This is a genomic window from Flavobacterium sp. LMO8 (assembly GCF_009495755.1).
Lineage (GTDB): Bacteria > Bacteroidota > Bacteroidia > Flavobacteriales > Flavobacteriaceae > Flavobacterium.
Genome location: NZ_WIBJ01000028.1, coordinates 1 through 21,496, shown reverse-complemented (window position 1 = coordinate 21,496; position 21,496 = coordinate 1). Strand labels below are relative to the sequence as shown.

The window sequence follows — 21,496 nt, the reverse complement described above, 5'->3', positions numbered from 1 at the left end:
TTTTGAAAACACTCTCTTAGTTTTGACTTAAATCAGTCCACTTTTTGCTGACGATTTACACGATATAAATTGAGTAAAACTGTGGTAAAAGAATGATTTGCATTTTCTTCAACCAAATCTTTTATATACATTAATGTTGAATTCCAAGGATGCGGATTCATAATGATATTAGAATATTTATAAGGTTTACCTTCATTACCATATAAAGCTGTTAGCCTAGGTTGCAAATGATTTTTGCCATAAACTGTAATAGTATCTTGTTGCCAAGGAGTGTTTTTGTTTAGTAAATTATAAAGTTCGTCGGCCTTTTCTTTTGAAAAAAAGGAAGGATAATATTCAAAAATAGCATCAGGTAAATCCAATATTATTTTTTCTTCAGGAAAAAGATTCAGCATAATTTAGAATTAAATAATTATGTGTAAATTTATTGATAACAAAAAAATATTTGGGTTTTTTTAAAGATAATTTTTTAAATCAACTTAAAATCTATATTTTTGGTAAACCAAATTGGTTAACCAGTACTTAATACCTTATTAAATAATGAAAATATTTCGCAATTTCTTACTATTTACTTTAACAATAACATTTATTGTTGTTTCATGTAAATCAACTAACAACCTTTCAAATACAGTAAAAAATGTTGCTGAATTTAATCAGGCCGTTACTAATGCAAAACCAGGAACTACTATTACTTTAGCAAATGGAGTTTGGGAAAATTCAGAATTGGTTTTCACAGGAAAAGGAACAAAAGAAAATCCTATTACTTTAACAGTACAAGATAAAGGACAAGTTGTTTTGTCGGGATTGTCTAATTTAAGAGTTTCTGGAGAATATTTAGTAGTTAAAGGATTAGTTTTTAAAAATGGTTATACACCTACTTCTGAAGTAATTTCTTTTAGAACATCCAGCGACAAATTAGCAAACAATTGTCGTTTAACCGAATGTGTTATTGATAATTATAGTAATCCTGAACGACACGAAAGCGATTATTGGATTGGAATTTATGGTAAAAACAACAGAATTGACCACAACCATATTGAAGGAAAAACAAATTTAGGAGTAACTATGGCTGTTCGATTGAATTCAGTGGAAAGTCAAGAAAATAACCATCAAATTGATCACAATTATTTTGGACCAAGACCTAATTTAGGTGCAAATGGTGGAGAAACCTTAAGAATTGGAACAAGTCACTATTCATTAACTAATTCTAAAACCATTGTAGAGTATAATTATTTTGACAGATGTAATGGTGAGCATGAAATTATTTCAAACAAATCATGTCAAAACACCTATAGATACAATACTTTTTTTGAATGTACTGGAACTTTAACCATGCGTCACGGAAGTCAAACTTTAGTAGACGGAAATGTTTTTATTGGTAACGGAAAACCAAGTACAGGTGGAATTAGAGTCATAAATGGACAACAAACTGTTATTAATAATTATTGTATTGGTCTAACTGGATATCGTTTTAGAGGTGCATTTGTGATTATGAATGGAGTTCCAAATTCTACAATAAATCGTTACCATCAAGCAAAAGATGCAGTTGTTGAAAATAACACTTTTATAAATTGTGATAACATTCAATTATGTGCCGGAAGTGATGACGAAAGAAGTGCAATTCCAGAAAATTGTAAAGTAGATAATAATATTTTCTATCATGATAAAATGGATAAGTTGTTTACTATTTATGATGATATTAGTGGAATTTCTTTTAATGATAATTTTATAAGCCCAAATGTAATTACTGGAATTCCAAAAGGTTTTTCTAAAGTAAACTTTACTTTAACTAAAGACAAAAACGGATTATTGATTCCGGATGCTCCTGAGTTGAAAAAGAAAGTAAGCATTAATCCAAATATTGCTTCAAAAGAAAACACTGGTGCTTCTTGGTATCCAAAAAAGGATAAAATTGTAGCTTTCCGCTCTGGAAAAACTATAAAAGTTGATGCTACAGAAAATTCACTTTTTGATGCAGTTGCAAATTCAAATCCTGGTGATGTAATAGAATTGATTTCTTCGGGAAATTATTTAACTACTAAAACTATTGATGTAAATCATACCATTTCAATCGTATCATATTTAGAGAAGAAACCAACATTATTTTTCGAAAAATCTTCTATGTTTGATATACTAAATGGAGGAAAATTAGAATTAGAAGGTTTGCATTTTGATGGTGAAGAAGCTCCAGATTATGCCGGAAATGCTGTAATTCGTACAAGCAAATATTCAATGAATCACAATTATAGTTTATTGATTAACTACTGTGAATTCGATAATTTAGATGTTAATCATACATTTGATGTGCTTCAAGTTTATAAAAATACATTTGCTGATACTATTTCAATTACAAACTCAAAATTCAAAACAGTTTCAGGAAACATTATGCTTTTGGATAAAGAAACGGATGACAAAGGAATTTACAATGCAGAATATGTGATTCTAAAAAACAACACATTTACAGATGTTCAAGGTGCAATTTTAGATTTATATCGCGGTGGAACTGACGAAAGTACTTTTGGACCTTTCCTAGAAATGAATCATAATGTTTTAGATAATGTTGGAAATGGAAAACGTAATAAAACGAATTCAAGTATCAATTTATATGGTGTTCAGGTGAATGAAATTCAGAATAACATCATCAATAAAAGTAAAGGATTTAAAATGTACTTAGTTGTTGGTGAGCCAATTGTTAATCTGTTTAATAATAATTTTTATCTTTCTGATAAATATATAATTACAGGTGATGAAAAATTCAACGAAAAAAACACGATGACTTTAAATCCAGAATTTCAAGATAACTCTTATTTATTGAAAGCTAGTTCACCTTTAGTTGGTAAAGGAACAGATGGTAAAAATTTAGGAATACTTTCAAAATAAACATATGCGATTTTTAAAAAAATATAGCTTTCTTTTTATTCTTTTTGCTTCATTTATTCAAGCTCAAGAGCATCCCAATTTAATTTTAACAAAAAAAGGAGTTCAAGAAATTAGACAACAATTAGGTAAAGTACCTCTTTTTGATGCAAGTTTGGCTGATGTAAAAGAAGAAGTTGATGCAGAAATGCTAAAACCAATCAGTGTGCCTATTCCAAAAGATATGGCTGGTGGTTTTACACACGAGCAACATAAAAAAAACTATTTAATTCTTCAAAAAGCTGGGGTTTTATATCAAATTTTGAATGAAGAAAAATATGCAATTTACGTTCGCGATGTATTATTGGAATATGCAAAAATGTATCCAAAACTTCCTCTTCATCCGCAAGAACGTTCGTATGCGCGTGGTAAAATATTCTGGCAATGCTTAAATGATTCCAATTGGATGGTTTATATGAGTCAAGCTTATGATTGCGTTTATGATTTTTTATCAAAAAAAGAACGCACTTGTTTAGAAAAAGATTTATTTAAACCAGCAGCCCACTTTTTATCTGTAGAATCACCACAGTTTTTTAATCGAATTCACAACCATAGTACTTGGGGGAATGTTGGTGTTGGAATGATTGGTTTGGTTATGAATGATAAAACCTATATCGATTACGCTTTAAACGGATTAAAAAAAGACGGAATTGCTGCAGATGCAAGAGATAACGATGGGGGATTAATTAAAAAACCTGGGCAAAAAACAGGATTTTTAGCCAATTTAGATGACCCATTTTCTCCAGACGGATATTATACAGAAGGACCCTATTACCAAAGATATGCTATGTATCCCTTTATGATTTTTGCAGAAGCTTTGCAGAATTCAAAACCAGAAATGAAGATTTTTGAGTATAAAAATGGAGTCTTGTTAAAATCAGTTTATGCTTTATTGAATCTTACGAATTCAGAAGGAGAATTTTTTCCTTTGAATGATGGACAAAAAGGAATGTCCTATTATTCACGCGAATTAGTTTCTGCTGTTGATATTGCTTATTATTATGGAAATCAAGATGCATCATTATTGTCTATTGCTAAAAAGCAAGATAGAGTTTCATTGGACAACACAGGATTAAAAGTTGCAATGGCTATTCGTGATGGATTAGATAAACCTTTTGAAAAGAAATCATTATTATTAACCGATGGTTCAGATGGAAAACAAGGTTCTGTTGGAATTATTCGTTCTAAAAAAGACAATAACGAATTCACTTTAGTGATGAAAAATACCTCGCAAGGATTAAGCCACGGACATTATGATAAAATGTCATTTTCGTACTATAATAATTCTAATGAAATTTTACAAGATTATGGTTTAGCTCGTTTTGTAAATGTGGAACAGAAAAATGGAGGGGGATATTTGAAAGAAAATAAGACATGGGCTAAACAAACTATAGCTCACAATACTTTAATTCAAGATGAAACTTCTCATTTTAACAATGATTTTGAAACTGGAAGTAAGCATTTTTCAGAATTGTTTTTGTTTGATGATTCTAATAAAAATGTTCAAATTGTAAGTGCCAAAGAAAACAATGCTTATCCAGATTCTCAATTGCATAGAACAATGGTCGTTTTAAATTTACCAAATTTCGAAAATCCAGTTTTGTTAGATATTTTTGATGTAAAGTCAAATGCAAAACATCAATACGATTTACCTTATTATTATAATGGACAATTTTTAGCAACCAATTTCAAATACGAATCTCCGAAAACTTTAGAACCCTTAGGTGCTAAAAACGGCTATCAACACTTGTGGAAAGAAGGGAGTGCCATTGTAAATGACAATAAAGCTCAATTTACATGGATGAATAATAATCAGTTTTATTCCTTAACGACAGCAACTTCTAAATCTGATGAAATTATTTTAGCGAGAACGGGAGCTAATGATCCTGAATTTAATTTAAGAAGAGATCCAACATTTATTATTCGAAAAAAAGATACTCAAAACGCAACATTTGTAACTGCAATTGAAACCCATGGGAGTTATAGTTATGTAACTGAGAGTGCTAAAAATGCTTACAGCAATATTCATAACTTAGAAATAGTATTTCAGGATGCTACATATATAGGTGTAAAAATTATAGATAAAAAAGGAGTAGAAACATTATTTATATTCAATTCAAAAAATAATGATGCTTCACAAAAAAATGAAATCACAATAAACAACAAAGTCTATAATTGGACGGGTACATATTATAAAACAAACATTGAATAATTAAAAAATGGAAAGATTTAGTCAAAAGTACATTATCACAAAAGAAATGGAATGGGAAAAATTGGGTGGAGGTGTTTCACGAAAATTTTTGGGTTATGATAATCAAATCATGATGGTGCAAGTTAAATTTGAAAAAGGTGCATTAGGTGCTCCACATCAACATTTTCATACACAAGCAACATATTGTGTTTCAGGTAAATTTGAATTTGAAATTGATGGAATTAAACAAATTGTTGAAGCTGGAGATGGAGTTTATATTCAACCAAATCTATTGCATAGTGCAGTTTGTATAGAAGAAGGAATGCTTATTGATACCTTTAGCCCAGTGAGAGAGGATTTTTTAAGTGGCGGAGCTGTATCTTATTTTGCGGATAAAGATTAAATAGTTTTATTTAGCAATTTATTTGAAGGCTAAAATTATAATAGAAAATATTTATAGGAGCTTAGGCTCCTTTTTTATACAACTTACTACAACGTTTGAGGATAATTTATCTAAAAATTACGCTTAAAATTATGATAAGTTAAAAAAAACATAAAAAAAAATACGATAAATGTTTTTATTTAGAAAAAATAACATATTTTTGGTTTTCCAATCTGGTAAACCAATTATTTGGGAAATAAAAAAAACAAATTAATTAAACTAACTGAATATGAATTTAAAAATTAAATTGACTTTAGTAGTAACTCTTTTATTTAACATGGCACTATTTGCACAAGATAGTTTTGTAGTAAAAGGAGTGGTTTCATCAAAGTCAGATGAATTGGTATTACCAGGAGCCAATGTATTAGTTCAAGGTACTAAAAACGGTGTAACAACAGATTTTGATGGTAATTATACAATTAAAGTTAAAAAAGGAGATATTTTACAATTTTCTTATATTGGATATGTGCCACAATTAATAATTGTGGGTGATCAAAAAGAAATTAATATTTCGCTAGTTGAAAATGTTAGTAAATTAGACGATATAGTTGTTATTGGATATGGAACCATTAAAAAAAGCCATTTAACAGGGTCTATTTCTAAAGTTATTAATGAAGATTTAGATCAGGTAGCTGTTTCTAGAGTAGATGATGCTTTAGTTGGTCAAGTTTCTGGGGTAAATGTTCAAGCAACTAATGGTGAGGCAGGTTCTGCACCAACCATACAAATTAGAGGTGTAGGGTCGTTAAACGGTGCAACTTCTCCACTTATTGTTGTAGATGGTTTGGTTGTAGATGATGATTATTTAGGGTCTTTAGATATGACAACTATAGAATCATTTGAAGTATTAAAAGATGCTGCTTCTTCTGCTATTTATGGGTCAAGAGGTAGTAATGGTATAATTATGATAACTACTAAACAAGGAGATGAAGGAAAAACAGTGTTTAAATACAATACATATACTGGTAGAAAAGAAGCAAGACAAAGTGATGCTTATCGTTTTTCTGTAGCAGAAACTGCAGCAAGAGAATTAGCTGCAACAGGAACAAATTCTGCAAAAACTCAGTACATGCAAAGAATTGGTGTTGATAATGACTGGCAAAATATTATTTTTAATGGAGGAAACATTGTAAGTCATGCTTTAAGTGCTAGAGGTGGAAATAAAACAACTAAATTTAGTACATCTTTAAATTATTTACATGATGAAGGGGTATTATTAACAGATGATTTTAAAAAATACGGACTTAATGTTAAAGTTGATACAAAAGTAAGTGAGAAGTTTTCTTTTGGGGCTAATTTATCTCCTTCATATACAAAACAAAGAAGATTTGATGGGTCAACTCATGATATTTTAAGACAACCATCTTGGTTACCATTATATTTAGATGAAAATACAATTCAGTTTGTAAATAGACTTTCTTATGGAGGAGCTTATGCTAATGCACAAATTGGGGATTATGCGCAACAAAGAATGTTTGATGATTATGATTTAGTAACAGGTATGCCAGTTGCTTCTGGTGGAACAGATATTAGCGATACTTCAAATACAAACCCTGGAGCTAAAGTTTTAGAGCGTTATAGAACCCAAAATAAATTAAAAATTTATGGAACTGTTTATGGAGAATATAAATTTAATAATAGATTAAAATTTAGAACTTCTTTTGGTGGTGATTTTCAAAATACAGATGCTAGAAGATGGCAAGGTGTTCTAGCAAGTAGAAATGGTGCAGCAGCAGCTCAATTAGATTTGAGTACTTTTAATAGAATACATTTAGTTACAGACAACTATTTTACATTTGATTTTAATAAAGGAAATCATGAATTGAATTTAGTTTTAGGTACATCAGCAGAAACCTGGAATTCTAGATATAATGAATCTACAGGTACAGGTTATACTTCAGATTTAATACAAACTATGTCTGCAGCTACATTATTTTCTGGAATAACTTCTGAAGAATATGATGAAAAATTCTTTTCGTTGTTTTTTAGAACAAACTACGCATACAAAGATAGATATTTAGCGTCTTTTAGTATTCGTAGAGATGCAAGTTCAGTATTTGGACCAAACAATAAATATGGTAACTTCCCTGCTGCATCATTAGGATGGATAATTAGTAGAGAAGATTTCTTAAAAGAAAGCGGATTGATTAGTTATTTAAAAGCGAGAGCAAGTTATGGTTTCTCCGGAAATAAAGATGTTCGTATTTCAAGTAATCAAATAAATTCATATCCTTATTTATCTTTATTAGAACCATCAACATATGTTGTTAATGGAAATATTGTAACTGGTTACAATCCTATTAATGCAGCTAATTCCGATTTAAAATGGGAAAGACTAAGAGAAGTAAACATTGGTTTAGATTTCGGATTATTAAAAAATAAGATAACAGGTAGTGTAGATGTATATCAAAGAAATAGTGATCAATTATTGTTAAACAATCCTGTTTCTTATACTACAGGTTTTAGTGATGCACTTGTAAATCTAGGAGAAGTACAAAATAGTGGAGTGGAATTTGAATTAAGAACTAGAAATATATCTAATGAAAATTTCAAATGGTCATCTACTTTAATAGCTTCACATAATAAAAATGAATTATTAAATTTTGGAGATTCAGATGGTCAAATTCAAAATGTTGATGATAAAAGAGCTTCAGAATGGATCAATTTAGTTGGAAATCCAATTTCATCTTTTTATGGATGGGTTGTAGATTCAGACATACCATTAGAATATATTAGTAATCCTTACTTTCCTGTAAATGCAGAAGCTCAAGATGTATATGTAAAAGATTTGAATGGAGATGGTATAATAGACGATGATGATAAAACCATACTAGGAAATCCTTATCCAGATTTAGTTTGGAGTATCACAAATGAATTTAAATACAAAAACTTTGATTTAAGTTTCATGTTCCAAGGAAGTCATGGTGCTGAAACAAGAAATATGGGAGATCAATATTTGTTTAATCACTTTAGTAGTGCTCAAGATTATATATCTTCAACTCCAAATCAAGGATTTATTAAACAAAAAATATTTACAAATGATATCATTCAAGATGCTTCATACATTGCATTAAGAAATGTTAATTTTGGATATAATTTTTCAAAAGATTTAATGGCTAAATTAGGTTTCTTAGGCGAAGCTAGATTGTATGTTGCTGCACAAAATTTGATGTATTTTACAGCAAATGGATATACAGGATTTAATCCAGAGTCTGTCGATACAACTTCGCCAACAACTTATGGATATCAAAGAGCAGGTGCACCAATATTTAGTACCGTTTCTTTGGGTGTAAATTTAGAATTTTAATATAAAAAACAATTAATATGAAAAATATATATAAAATAACATTATTATTAAGTTTTTTAATACTTGCCTCATGTGGTGATGAGTATTTAAATCCAGTGCCTAATTCAGTTATAAATTCAGCTAATTATTATACAACTGAAGAACAATTAGAAACAGCTATCATAAATATGTATGATGGTATCCAAGGTACAAATGTATTAGAAGATACAGATTCAGATAAAACACATTCAGTTCAATATGAATATTTTATTACTGAAATGCGTAGTGATAACACAAGAACTAAAGCTAGTGAAGGTGAAGCAGCTGAATTTGAAAATTATTCTATCCAAACAGGAAACGGAATAGTAGCAGATTATTATAAAAGTATGTATAACATTATTTTTAGAGCAAATGTTGTTTTAGAAAATTTAGGTGTTGCTTCTGAAGCAAATGCACCAAAATTTGAAGCTGAAGCAAAATTTGTTAGAGCTTATGCCTATTTTAATTTAGTAAGACTTTGGGGAGATGTTCCTTTAATTGATGAATTAATAAAAGTATCAAATACAGATAAGCAATTTACTCGAGTGCCTTCAAGTCAAATATATGACTTTATAGTAAGTGATTTACAAGTAGCAGCTTTAAATTTAGATAATACTCATATTTTTAGAGCATCTAAAAGAGCTGCACAAGCAATGCTTGCAAAAGTGTATTTAACAAGAGGTACAAACTATGTAGAAGCTCAACAATTATGTGAAGAAGTTATGATGAGTGGTGCAACATTGCAAATAAATTTTAAAGATATTTTCTATAACGAAGGAAATAACGAATTGCTTTTTGCTATTGGATATTTACCAGACAATGCATTAGATAGCCAAAATTTCTCAACAGAAATGTTAAACGCAGTAGGAAGACAAAGCGGTTTGAACTATGTAACCACTGAAGCTCGTGCAGCATTAGATGCAATGGGAGGTAACAGAACTTTATATTCGTATCGTCAAGATCCAACTCAACCGTCTCAATACCAAGTTGTTAAATTTTTGCCAAATGGTGACGCAAATTTAGGGATTGCACCAACCTCTAATGACCCTCGATCTGCAGGAAATGACTGGATAGTGCTTCGATATGCAGATGTATTGCTAATGCACGTAGAAGCTATCATGGCAGGACAAACTTCTACTTCTGCTCAAGCAGCTTTAGATTCTTTTGAACAAATACGTTTAAGAGCAGGACTTACAGGAGATGCTGATGGTGTAATCACAAAAGAAGAACTATTAGACGAAAGACGTGTAGAACTTGCATTTGAAAACCACAGATTTTTTGATCTAGTTCGTTTTGGAGTGGCTCAATCTACTTTATCAAGTTTTTCAACAGATAATGGTTATAGTTTTACAGCAACAGATCTTTTGTTGCCAATTCCTCAAAGAGAAATAAATTTAAGTAATGGGTTATTAACTCAAAATCCTGGTTATTAATAACAAAAAATAAATATCATGAAAAATATATTAAAATATAATAAATTAAGTCTTTTGACTTTATTGGGTGTTTTTTCAATAGCAATAATCTCTTGCGATTTTGAATATGATTTACCAGAAGCCAATAGTATAGCAGACCAAACTCCTCCTCAAGCCGATTTTCAATCGGCACAAGGTGTAGGAGTTGCAGAAGAATGGAAAGACTATACTTTTTCCAACCTTTCTACAAGTGCAACAACTTATCTTTGGGATTTTGGAGACGGAAACACTTCAACATCAGTAGATGCAATGAATACCTATCCTGGTGAAGGTACTTTTACGGTAACTTTAACAGCTTCTGATAATTTAGGAGTTACTAGTGTGGTTTCTAAAACAATTGAAATTGTTGAACCAGACGCTCCTTCTGCTATAATACCTGTTATTGGAGAAGCTGGTTTTGAAGATGGAGATGACTCTTGTGGAACTGCTGCTGATGGTAGAGATTGTTGGAGAATTTCTGGAGGAACTATTTTCGGAATTACTTCAAGCCCAGTAAATTCTGGTTCTCAAGGTGCAAAATTTGATGCAGGTTCTAATAGAGTTGGTTACCAAGCTTTAACTGTTTCTCCAAATACAGATTATACAGTAACTATTTATTATACCATTAAAACCGCTCCAACTGGTTCTGCTATGCGATTAGCAATATTGGGTAATGCTATTTCAAATGCTTCTGAAGCTGAAGCAGCAATTATTGCATCAGTAACAGGAAACGACCAAAGTGATGCAAATACTTATGTACCACTTTCTGTTACTTTTAATTCAGGTGCTTCAAATACTATAGCAATATGGATTGATAGTAATAATGTTGCAGAATCAAGAGTTGATGATGTATCGATTGTTGCTAACTAATATTACAAAAAACTTATGTATCCTACAAAAGCAAAACTTTTTTATTCCTTTTTAATATTAATTGTTTCTTTACATATAAGCTGCATTGCGCAGCAAACCAATTCATTGGATTCTGTTATAAAAGAGAAAAAAGACAAAAAGAAGAAAAAAAAGAAATTTAAAGTATCTGATATTGATTTAAGTCACTGGAGTGTAACAACTCCAGAGACTGATCCTAAAACCGGAAAAGTTACAAATGTAGAGCCACCAGAAATTTTAAATTATGCTACAAATGAAAAGTTGATTCCTTACATGTATAACGATTCAATATCAGGAGCTTTAGTTTTTTATGCTTTTCCTAGTGATGCTACAACAGCGAATACAAAATATTCACGTTCAGAATTAAGAGAACAAATGATTCCAGGTGATAATAATACAAACTGGACATTTAAGCAAGGTGGAACTATGAAAGGTGAACTTTCAATGGGTGAAGTCTCAAAAGATGCCAATGGTAAATACCATAAGGTTATTATTATGCAAATTCATGGTCGTTTAACAAATGAACAACGCGATTTAATAGGTCAAAAAGACAATAATGCTCCACCAATTTTAAAAATTTATTGGCAAGACGGAAAAATTAGAGTTAAGACTAAGGTTTTAAAAAATTTGGCTGCTACTGATGAAGAGTTATTACATGAAGACATGTGGGATGATGATAAAGGATTTAATTTTAATCAAGAAGTTGGTTTTGGTAGATTTGATTTAGAAGTTAAAGTTACAGAAGGTAAAATGGTAATTTCTTTAAATAATAATGAATTTCAAGTATATGAAAATATTCATATGCAAAGATGGGGAATTTTTGAAAATTATTTTAAAGCTGGCAACTATTTTCAGTCAAGAGATGAAGGTGCTTTTGCAAAAGTAAATTATTATAGTCTATCAGTTTCTCATTAAGATATTGAAATTAAGGTTTCTAAATGTAAATTTATAAACCTTAAATTTTTTCAACCCTTTTATAATATTTCTAATAATTATTTCTTATATTTAACCAATTAAAACTGGTTAACCAATCTGGTTTGAAATATTAAATTTTGATTATATGAAATTGGAAACTATTACTAATACAGAAAGTCTTGATGTTGAAAAAAATATCATAAAAAAAATAAAAGAGATTATAAATTATAAAAATCTTGAACCAGGTGATAAATTACCCTCTGAAAGAATGCTTGCAGAAAAATTTAATGTTAGTAGAAGTAATGTTAGAGATGCAATACACAAATTAGAATTTTATGGTATTCTAAAAACTATTCCACAAAGTGGAACTTTTGTTGCAAATATTGGAGTTATTGCAATGAATGGTATGATAGATGATATTCTTAGTTTAGAAGATCCTGATTTTAAATCACTTGTAGAAACAAGAATTCTATTGGAATTAAAAACGGTAAGATTAGCTGCGTTAAGAAGAACGGATGAAGATTTAGAACTTTTAGAATCGGCATTAAATGCTTATAAAGAAAAAGTTTATAAAAGTGAAGATGCTGTTCAAGAAGATTTGTTGTTTCATCTTGCAATTGCAAAAGCAAGTGGAAATAGTTCTATGAATGCTTTTATGTTAACTATTACTCCAGAAATAATTACCAATTTTAAAAAATATCATGTTTGTGATGACGACCAATCTATTTTGAGTATTAAAGAGCATGAAGAAATATTTCAAGCAATTAAAAATCAAGATACACAATTGGCCAAATCAAAAATGAAAGAGCACTTTAAAATATTATATCAATATTGTTATAATATATAAGTATAAATTTTATAACAACCTATAATTAAGTTGTTTAAAAAAAATAAAAAAATGAAAGTAAAAGGATTACGTTGGTGGGTAGTAGGATTAATTGCTTTAGCAACTGTTATAAATTATATTGATAGACAATCATTAGGAGTTCTTTGGCCAGAAATAGCAAAGGACCTTTATCCAGATAAAACAGATGATGAACGAAAAGAAATTTATGGATTAATTTCTACCATATTTATATTTTCTTATGCATTTGGACAAGCTATTTTTGGAAAGATATTCGATTGGGTTGGAACACGTTTGGGATTTGTTTTATCAATTGGAGTTTGGTCAATAGCAACAGCTTTTCATGCATTAGCACAAGGAATTTTAAGTTTTGGGATTTTTCGTGCCATTCTAGGAGTTGCAGAAGCGGGTAACTGGCCCGGAGCAGCTAAAGGAAATGCTGAGTGGTTTCCTTCAAATGAAAGGGCTTTTGCACAAGGATTATTCAATTCAGGTGCTGCAATTGGGGGTATAATCTCTATTCCATTAATTGCCTATTTAACAATTCATTTTAGTTGGAAAGCAATATTTGTTTTAGTTGGTTTGATTGGATTATTATGGTTAATCCCTTGGGTTTTTATTGTAAAAGCTCCACCAAAAACGCACTCTTGGATTACAGAAGAAGAACGAGAACATATTTTATGTGGTCAAAAAAAGAGAGACAATATTGAAAAAAATGATGAAGAGGAGTACAACCCTACAACAAAACAATTATTAAAACACAAAGAAAGTTGGGGTGTTATTATTGCTTCAGCAGTTATTGACCCAATTTGGTGGTTGTTTGTTATATGGATTCCAATATATTTAAATGAAGTTTATGGAATGGATGTAAAAGGAATTGGAATATATGGATGGGTACCTTACGTTGGAGCCATGTTGGGGGCATGGTTTGGTGGGCTTTTAGCTCAAAATAGATTAAAAGTAGGTTGGACAGTAAACAAAACAAGAAAGTTAGTAATTACAATAGGATGTTTAATTATGTTGCCCTCTTTATTAGCAATGTCAAATCCTGGTGAACCTGTTAATGCAGTTTTAATAATGGCTGTTATTCTTTTTGGATTTCAAACTGCTATTGGAAATGTTCAAACGTTACCAAGTGATTTATTTGGAAAGAAAACCGTAGGAACTTTGTCAGGTTTTGCAGGAATGGCTGCTAAATTAGGAGCAGTTGGATTAACAACTTTAGTCCCTATATTAACTTCTGGAGGTAATTACACACCTGTGTTTATTATTGGAGCAGCATTTGCTATTATAGCTTTATTAAGCATTTGGATTTTATGCCCAAATATAGAACCATTAAAACCAAAAAATTAAAATAATAATTAAATAAATTAATAATATAAATAGATTAAAATGAGTAATTTAAACGGAAAAGTTGCTATAATAACAGGAGCTACAGGAGGAATTGGTTATGAAGTAGCTAAAAGATTAGGTAATGATGGATTTACAGTTGTTTTAAACGGTATTGATGATACTGCTGGTGCAGAAAGAGTTGCAGAACTTACAAATGCAGGAATTAAAGCAGAATATTTAGGGTTTGATGTAACTAATGAAGATGCAGTAAACTCAAACATTAATAAAATTGGTGAAAAATACGGAAGAATTGATGTCCTTGTAAATAATGCTGGTGGTCTTGGTGGTAGATCAAGATTTGAAGAAATGACAACTGAATTTTACAGAAATGTTATGGCTTTAAACCTAGATTCAGTATTTTTTGCTTCAAGAGCAGCTATTCCATTCCTTAAAAAAGGTGAAAATGCTTCAATAATCAATTATACATCAAATGCTGGATGGAATGCAGGTGGACCTGGAGCTGGAATTTACGGAACATCTAAAGCTGGAGTTCATGCAATTACAAGAGCATTAGCTAAAGATTTAGCTGAATATAATATTAGAGTTAATGCTGTTTCTCCAGGAACAATTGATACTCCATTCCATGCTCAAATTAAAGCAACTAAACCAGAAGTTTTTGCTTCATGGAAAGATAACATCATGTTAGGAAGATTAGGTCAACCAGAAGAAGTTGCTTCAGTTGTTTCTTTCTTAGCAGGTAATGATGCCTCTTTCTTAACTGCTGAAACTATCCAAGTTGGTGGTGGACAAGCTTTAGGAATATAATAATTTAAAAAAATCTAATTAATTTTTTTGATTTTGAAACTGAAAATCAACTTTTTATTGTTCTTATTTTTTATAAGCATTTCTAGTTTTGGACAAGTTCAAGATACCGTAAAATATCCAAAAACATATACTGCTCAAAAAGATGTAGTGTATTCAAAAGTTGGAGATTGGGAAGGGAAATTAGATATATATCATCCAATAGATTCTACAAAACTATCACCGTTAGTAATTAATATTCACGGTGGTGGTTGGAATCACGGAAGTAAAGAGCAGCAAACAGGTTTTGGTTCTTTTTTTAAGAATGAATTTGCAGTTGCAAACATAGAATATCGTTTAGTGCATCAAGGAAAAGCTCCTTGTGCCATTGAAGACATAAGATGTGCATTACTATATTTAGTTAATAACGCAAAGAGTTTTCATATAGATACTTCTAAAATTGTAATAATGGGAAGTTCAGCAGGTGGACATTTGGCATTAATGGCTGGATTGCAAAATTTACATTCAAAATTTGATGTCAATTGTATTTCTGATCAAGCATTTAAAATTTTAGCTATTATAGATAAATACGGAATTACAGATTTAAGTTCAACAAATGTATTAACTTCCAAATCAGTAAAAAATTGGTTGGGTGATGAAAATCAAAATATAGAATTTATACAATCAGTTTCTCCTTTATATAATGTTAATGAAAATAGCCCAGCTACATTTATTGTTCACGGAAATGCAGATACAGTTGTACCATATTCACAATCAGAACAATTATTTAATAAATTAAAAAATTATAATGTTAAAACCGAATTCATAACTATTGAAAACGGTGGACACGGAAAATTTTCTAAAGAAGATAATAAAAGAATAAATGAGGCTATTTGGAAATTTTTAGATGAATTAGGAATATAATGGAAAATAAAAAAGTAGTAACATTTGGAGAAATATTACTCCGACTTTCACCTCCAAGTCATTTGAGATTATCTCAAGCTACTTCTTTTGATTTATATTATGGATGTGCAGAGGCAAATGTAGCTGCTTCTTTATCAAAATTTGGTTTGCCTATAAAATTTATAACTGCTGTTCCTGCAAATGAATTAGGAGAATCCTCCATAAAAATGTTACGTTCTTTTGGAATTGAAACCATTGCATTAGAGCAAGGAAAAAGACTAGGAATTTATTACTTTGAACAAGGTGCATCTGAAAGACCAGGAAAAGTAGTTTATGACCGAGAGGATTCTTCTTTTTCGACTTTACGAAAAGGAATGATTGATTGGAAATCAGTTTTTCAAGACGCTTTTTGGTTCCATTGGTCGGGAATCACACCATCTCTTTCATATGATTTAGCTGAATTGTGTGAAGAGGCTTTAGAAGTTGCTTCTCAAATGGGATTAACTATTTCAACCGATTTGAATTTCAGACCAACTCTTTGGAAATACGGAAAAGAAGCAAATGAAGTGATGCCAAATTTAGTTAAATATACAAATATCCTTCTAGGTGGAACCGATGAATCTGAAAAAGTATTAAGAATTAAAGTAGATGAAAACGATAGTAAAGAAGAGATTTACCAAAAATGGATGAAAGCATTTCCAAATCTAAAAAAAATAGTTTCCACTCGAAGAATTAAAGCAAATGCTTCTTCCAATGGATTAAGTGCTGTTTTTTGGGATGGAGAAAAAATATATAAATCACAAAAATATTATGTTTCACACATCATTGATAGAATTGGTGCAGGTGACGCATTTATGGCTGGAATAATTTATGGATTAATTTCTTGGCCAGATGATAGTCAAATGGCATTAGAATTTGCTGTTGCCGCTACCTGTTTAAAACATTCGATTTCAGGTGATGTGAATTTGTCCTCTGTTAATGAAATCAAATCATTAATGAGTGGTTTTGGTGGAGGAAGAGTTTCAAGATAAATAAAATATTAATAAAAATAAATAGAATTAAAATGTCAAAAAAAGTAGTAACATTTGGTGAAATAATGTTAAGATTAGCACCACAAGGTTTTTTAAGATTTTCGCAAGCAGACAACTTTGATGTCGTTTATGGAGGTGGAGAATCTAATGTAGCTGTTTCATTAGCAAATTATGGAATACCTGTTGATTTTGTAACCCGTTTGCCAAAAAATGATATTGGTCAATGTGCCATGATGGAAATGAGAAAACGTGGAGTTGGAGTGGATAAAATCGTTTGGGGTGGAGATCGATTAGGAATTTATTTCCTTGAAACAGGTGCCGTTAGTAGAGGAAGTAAAGTGGTTTATGATAGAGCACATTCTTCAATGGCTGAAATTCAATCAGGTATGATTAACTGGGAAGAAGTTTTTCAAGGAGCAGATTGGTTTCACTGGACTGGAATAACTCCTGCTATTTCTCAAAGTTCAGCTGATGTTTGTTTAGAAGCTGTAAAAGCAGCAAGCAAATTAGGTGTAAAAATTTCTACCGATTTGAATTATCGTGCCAAATTATGGAAATATTGTGATGCTGCAGCAAGAGAAAAAATAATGACCGAATTAACATCATACTGTGATGTGGTATTAGGAAACGAAGAAGATGCAGAAATGCACTTTGGAATTAAACCTGATGGAGCTGCCGTTCAAACACACGGACATGATGTAAAAGCAGAAGCCTTTTTATCGGTTTGTAAACAAATGATGGAAAAATTTCCAAGAGCTCAAAAAGTAATTACAACGCTTCGTGGTTCTATTTCAGCTTCTCATAACACTTGGGCTGGAGTTTTATATGATGGAAAACAAATGCTACAAACACGTCAATATCAAATTACTGATATCGTTGACAGAGTTGGTGGTGGTGATAGTTTTATGGGAGGATTAATTTATGGATTATTAACCTATCCAGATGATGACCAAAACGCTTTAGACTTTGCGGTTGCTGCTTCTTGTTTAAAACACACTATAAAAGGAGATGCTAATTTAGTAACTGTTGAAGAAGTTTCAAAACTAATGGGTGGAGACGCTTCAGGTAGAGTAGCAAGGTAATAATATGATAGTAGATACATTAAAAAACGCTTCAACTTATACCAATTTACATCCATTATTTGGAAAAGCATTTGATTACCTTAATAATAATGACATCAATCAGTTAGAAGATGGTGTTATTGCTATTGAAGAAGGATTAAAATTGATTGTAAGTACCAAAACTGGAAAAAGCTTGGAAGAAAGTTTAGCAAAATTTGAATGTCATGATAAAAATATTGATATTCAGTTTTGTGCAAAAGGAGTAGAAACCATTGCTTGGAAGCCAAGAGAAAAATGTGTAATCCCAAATGGAGATTATAACAACGAAAAAGATGTTCGTTTTTTTAACGATACACCAGACATGTCTTTTCAATTAACAGATAATCAATTTGTTATCTTTTATCCAAATGATGTTCATGCTCCAATGATTGGAGATGATATAATTAAAAAATTAGTTTTTAAAGTAAAAATTTAAACCATGAGTACAACACATAAAGCTTCAGAAGCAATAGTTAAACAAGGAATTTTGCCTTTGTATTTTAATGCAGATGAAACAGTTACTATAGAAATATTAAGAGCCATTTATAGAGCAGGAATAAAAGCAGTAGAATATACCAATCGTGGAGAAGCAGCATTAAGCAACTTTGCAAAAATGGTTGAAGTTCGTAATGCAGAAATGCCCGATTTATTATTAGGAATTGGAACGATAAAAAATTTAAATCAAGCTAAAGATTTTGAAAAAATTGGTGCTGATTTTTTTATCAGTCCAGGTTTTGTTCCAGAAGTTGCTGCCTATTTAATTGGAAAAGGATTGTTTTACAGTCCAGGTTGTATGACACCAACAGAAATTATTGCTGCAGAAAATGCTGGAGTAACTTTTATTAAATTATTCCCTGGAAATATGTTAGGTCCAGATTTTTTAAGTGGCATTAAATCACTTTTTCCAAAATTATTATTTATGCCAACAGGAGGTGTTGATACAAGTAAAGAAAATATTGAGGGTTGGTATAAAGCAGGAGTATCTGCAGTAGGAATGGGAAGTAAATTGATCAGCAACTCATTGATGACTGCTAAAGATTATGCAACTATTGAATTAGAAACTAAAAAAGTATTAGAAGTAATTCAATTAATTAAATAAAAAAAAAACTCATTTTTTTTTTCATATTTTTTTGTTTTACCATTTTGGATAACTGAATTAAATCATATTAAACTAATATTTATAAAAGTATTTTAAATGAAAAGTATTTTAAATGAAACATATTTTAATTTTAACATTAATTTTAATTTCAATCAAGGGATTTTCTCAAGTGGTTTTAAATGCAGATGGACCAGGAAATACATATTCCTTAATTAATTCTGTTTTAGCCCCTGGCTATAATGTGATTGAAGCACCTGATTGCAGTCACACCGCTTTCGGAGAACATATAGATGAAATATTTGATGCAGAATTAAACTCAAATGTTTTTCGTTTTTTCATTCATACTACTCCCGATAATGACAGATGCATTAATTTTGATAGACAAAGAAATGAAATAAAGACCTATGATCAATCTCCTGCAAATTTGTTAGGGATTCAAAATGAAACAGTAATTTATAAATGGAAGTTTAAATTAAAAACAGGATTTCAATCTTCAACTAATTTTACACATATTCATCAATTAAAATCTGTAGGAGGTTCTCTTGAAGATATGCCAATGTATACTTTAACTACAAGAAAAGGCACACCCGATAAATTGGAATTGAGATATGCCGAAACAAATACCCAAACTACATTAACACAAACAGATATTGCACCATTTTTAGGAACTTGGGTAGAAGTAACCGAAACCATAAAATATGGAACCGCAGGAACCTATTCTATTGTAATAAAAAAAGTAAGCGATATGAGTACCTTATTTTCTTATTCCAATAATTCAATAATTAACTGGAGATCAGGAGCAGATTTTGTGCGTCCAAAATGGGGTATTTATAGAAGCTTAAATAATGCACAAGATTTGAGAGATGAAGAAGTGTTGTTTGCTAATTTTAGTATTCAAGAAATACCAACACTTTCAATTGAGGAAGTAAATGAAAACGAGGAAAATCTTACTTATTATTTAAATAAAACTAATCAAACTTTACACCTAAAAAATGCTAAAAATTCATTTAAAAATGTGAAATTATACAGTAGTGATGGTAAATTAGTAAGCGTTAAATCTTTTGAAAAAGAAGTGAATGAGTATGACTTAGATATTTCCAACTTTCAAAATGGAGTTTATATTTTTTTAATTGAATATTCTAATTATAAAAGAAGTTCCAAGAAATTTTTAGTTTCTAAATAATATATTTAAAAATATAAAATATTTTTATCTAAATCTATATAACCTTCTGATGATTAATTCCAGAAGGTTATTTTTTAAATTTTAATTATGTTAAAAAAAGCTATTCTATATATGGTATTTAGTACTATATCCTTTGCATTATTAAATTTATTAGTAAAACATCTTAAAGGTTTTAATGCTTACGAACTAGTTTTTTTTAGGTCTATAGGTTCCTTATTTTTTACCTTTCCTTTTTTAATAAAAAATAAATTACCTATTTTAGGAAATAACCAAAAAATGCTTATTGGCAGAAGTGTAGTGGGCTTCCTTGCCATGTCATTTTTCTTTTTAGCCATTCATAATTTACCCATGGCATCAGCAGTATCCATAAGATATACAGCACCTATTTTTGCGGCTTTTTTTGCTATATTTTTATTAAAAGAAAAATTGTATGCTCTTCAAGTTTTATTTTTTATAATATCATTTTTGGGAGTAATTATTTTAAAAGGGTTTCAAACAGATATTAGTTTATTAGGACTTCTTTTTGCATTATTATCTGCAATTCTTACTGGTCTAGTTTTTATATATATTAGAAAAATAGGTAAATCTGAACATCCAGTAGTGGTAGTAAATTATTTTATGGTAGTTTCTACAATTTTAGGTGGACTTATGAGTATTTTTAATTGGAAAACACCACAAGGTATAGAATGGTTATGGATGTCGGCTATGGGAATTGTTGGTTACTTTGGTCAATATTTCATGACTAAAGCTTTACAAATTGTTGAATCTAATAAAATTGCATCTTTTTATTACTTAGAAGTTATTTTTACACTTCTTTTAGGATTATTTTTTATAAATGAATCCTATACATGGATAAGTGTTTTAGGAATAAGTTTAATTCTTATTGGCTTAATTTTAAATGTATTATATAGAAAAAGTAAACTTTAAAATTTAATGTAAATTAGCTAAAAAAAAAAACTTATGATAATAGATTTTATGCATTAAAACATCTTTGTATTATAAATAACATCTTTCATAAAAATATTCACAAAAAATTTCATAAAATGTTTTTTATGTTAAATTATTTTTTATATTT

At 30.0% G+C, this 21,496-nt stretch carries 18 protein-coding genes; 17 read left to right on the top strand and 1 reads right to left on the bottom strand.

Annotation, left to right across the window (positions count from 1 at the left end; genetic code table 11):
• Positions 1–32: 32 nt before the first annotated feature.
• Positions 33–395: a hypothetical protein gene (locus GFJ94_RS05055; RefSeq protein ID WP_153200494.1), complete on the bottom strand. Its 363-nt coding sequence runs from the start codon at positions 393–395 to the stop codon at positions 33–35.
• 145 nt (positions 396–540) lie between these two features.
• On the opposite strand from GFJ94_RS05055, the gene GFJ94_RS05050 reads away from it, so the two are divergent.
• The 17 genes from GFJ94_RS05050 (at position 541) to GFJ94_RS04970 (ending at position 21,348) form a co-directional block, all read left to right on the top strand.
• A complete protein-coding gene (locus GFJ94_RS05050; RefSeq protein ID WP_153200493.1) occupies positions 541–2,880 on the top strand; it encodes a polysaccharide lyase 6 family protein in 2,340 nt (779 codons plus the stop codon).
• 4 nt (positions 2,881–2,884) lie between these two features.
• Entirely contained in the window at positions 2,885–5,128 is a 2,244-nt protein-coding gene (locus GFJ94_RS05045) for a heparinase II/III family protein (protein WP_153200492.1), read from the top strand.
• A 7-nt stretch (positions 5,129–5,135) separates the two neighbouring features.
• Positions 5,136–5,510, top strand: a complete 375-nt coding sequence (locus GFJ94_RS05040; protein ID WP_153200491.1) for a cupin domain-containing protein — start codon at positions 5,136–5,138, stop codon at positions 5,508–5,510.
• Between the two features lie 268 nt (positions 5,511–5,778).
• Positions 5,779–8,856: a SusC/RagA family TonB-linked outer membrane protein gene (locus tag GFJ94_RS05035; protein WP_153200490.1), complete on the top strand. Its 3,078-nt coding sequence runs from the start codon at positions 5,779–5,781 to the stop codon at positions 8,854–8,856.
• 17 nt (positions 8,857–8,873) lie between these two features.
• Positions 8,874–10,307: a RagB/SusD family nutrient uptake outer membrane protein gene (locus tag GFJ94_RS05030; protein ID WP_153200489.1), complete on the top strand. Its 1,434-nt coding sequence runs from the start codon at positions 8,874–8,876 to the stop codon at positions 10,305–10,307.
• Between the two features lie 18 nt (positions 10,308–10,325).
• Positions 10,326–11,195 carry a PKD domain-containing protein gene (locus GFJ94_RS05025; RefSeq protein WP_153200488.1) on the top strand — a complete coding sequence of 290 codons (870 nt, stop codon included), beginning with the start codon at positions 10,326–10,328 and terminating at the stop codon, positions 11,193–11,195.
• A gap of 15 nt (positions 11,196–11,210) precedes the next feature.
• Entirely contained in the window at positions 11,211–12,128 is a 918-nt protein-coding gene (locus GFJ94_RS05020) for a polysaccharide lyase family 7 protein (RefSeq protein WP_153200487.1), read from the top strand.
• A gap of 145 nt (positions 12,129–12,273) precedes the next feature.
• Positions 12,274–12,975, top strand: coding sequence for a FadR/GntR family transcriptional regulator (locus tag GFJ94_RS05015; protein WP_153200486.1), 702 nt, complete (start codon positions 12,274–12,276; stop codon positions 12,973–12,975).
• A gap of 51 nt (positions 12,976–13,026) precedes the next feature.
• Complete coding sequence (locus tag GFJ94_RS05010; RefSeq protein WP_153200485.1) at positions 13,027–14,325, top strand: MFS transporter; 1,299 nt, start codon at positions 13,027–13,029, stop codon at positions 14,323–14,325.
• Positions 14,326–14,364: 39 nt separating this feature from the next.
• On the top strand, positions 14,365–15,129 hold the full coding sequence (locus GFJ94_RS05005; RefSeq protein WP_153200484.1) for an SDR family NAD(P)-dependent oxidoreductase: 765 nt from the start codon (positions 14,365–14,367) through the stop codon (positions 15,127–15,129).
• Between the two features lie 33 nt (positions 15,130–15,162).
• Positions 15,163–16,029 (top strand): alpha/beta hydrolase, encoded by an 867-nt coding sequence (locus GFJ94_RS05000; RefSeq protein WP_203228648.1) that lies wholly within the window; start codon positions 15,163–15,165, stop codon positions 16,027–16,029.
• Positions 16,029–17,039 (top strand): sugar kinase, encoded by a 1,011-nt coding sequence (locus tag GFJ94_RS04995; protein WP_153200483.1) that lies wholly within the window; start codon positions 16,029–16,031, stop codon positions 17,037–17,039. The genes GFJ94_RS05000 and GFJ94_RS04995 overlap by 1 nt, the downstream gene beginning before the upstream one ends.
• A gap of 32 nt (positions 17,040–17,071) precedes the next feature.
• Complete coding sequence (locus tag GFJ94_RS04990) at positions 17,072–18,121, top strand: sugar kinase (protein ID WP_153200482.1); 1,050 nt, start codon at positions 17,072–17,074, stop codon at positions 18,119–18,121.
• A 4-nt stretch (positions 18,122–18,125) separates the two neighbouring features.
• The gene (locus GFJ94_RS04985; protein ID WP_153200481.1) at positions 18,126–18,575 is read left to right on the top strand and encodes a YhcH/YjgK/YiaL family protein; all 450 of its coding nucleotides are present in this window, start codon (positions 18,126–18,128) and stop codon (positions 18,573–18,575) included.
• A 3-nt stretch (positions 18,576–18,578) separates the two neighbouring features.
• Positions 18,579–19,238 (top strand): bifunctional 4-hydroxy-2-oxoglutarate aldolase/2-dehydro-3-deoxy-phosphogluconate aldolase, encoded by a 660-nt coding sequence (locus GFJ94_RS04980; RefSeq protein ID WP_153200480.1) that lies wholly within the window; start codon positions 18,579–18,581, stop codon positions 19,236–19,238.
• A 112-nt stretch (positions 19,239–19,350) separates the two neighbouring features.
• Positions 19,351–20,421, top strand: coding sequence for a T9SS type A sorting domain-containing protein (locus tag GFJ94_RS04975; RefSeq protein ID WP_153200479.1), 1,071 nt, complete (start codon positions 19,351–19,353; stop codon positions 20,419–20,421).
• Between the two features lie 87 nt (positions 20,422–20,508).
• Entirely contained in the window at positions 20,509–21,348 is an 840-nt protein-coding gene (locus GFJ94_RS04970) for a DMT family transporter (RefSeq protein ID WP_153200478.1), read from the top strand.
• Positions 21,349–21,496: the final 148 nt, after the last annotated feature.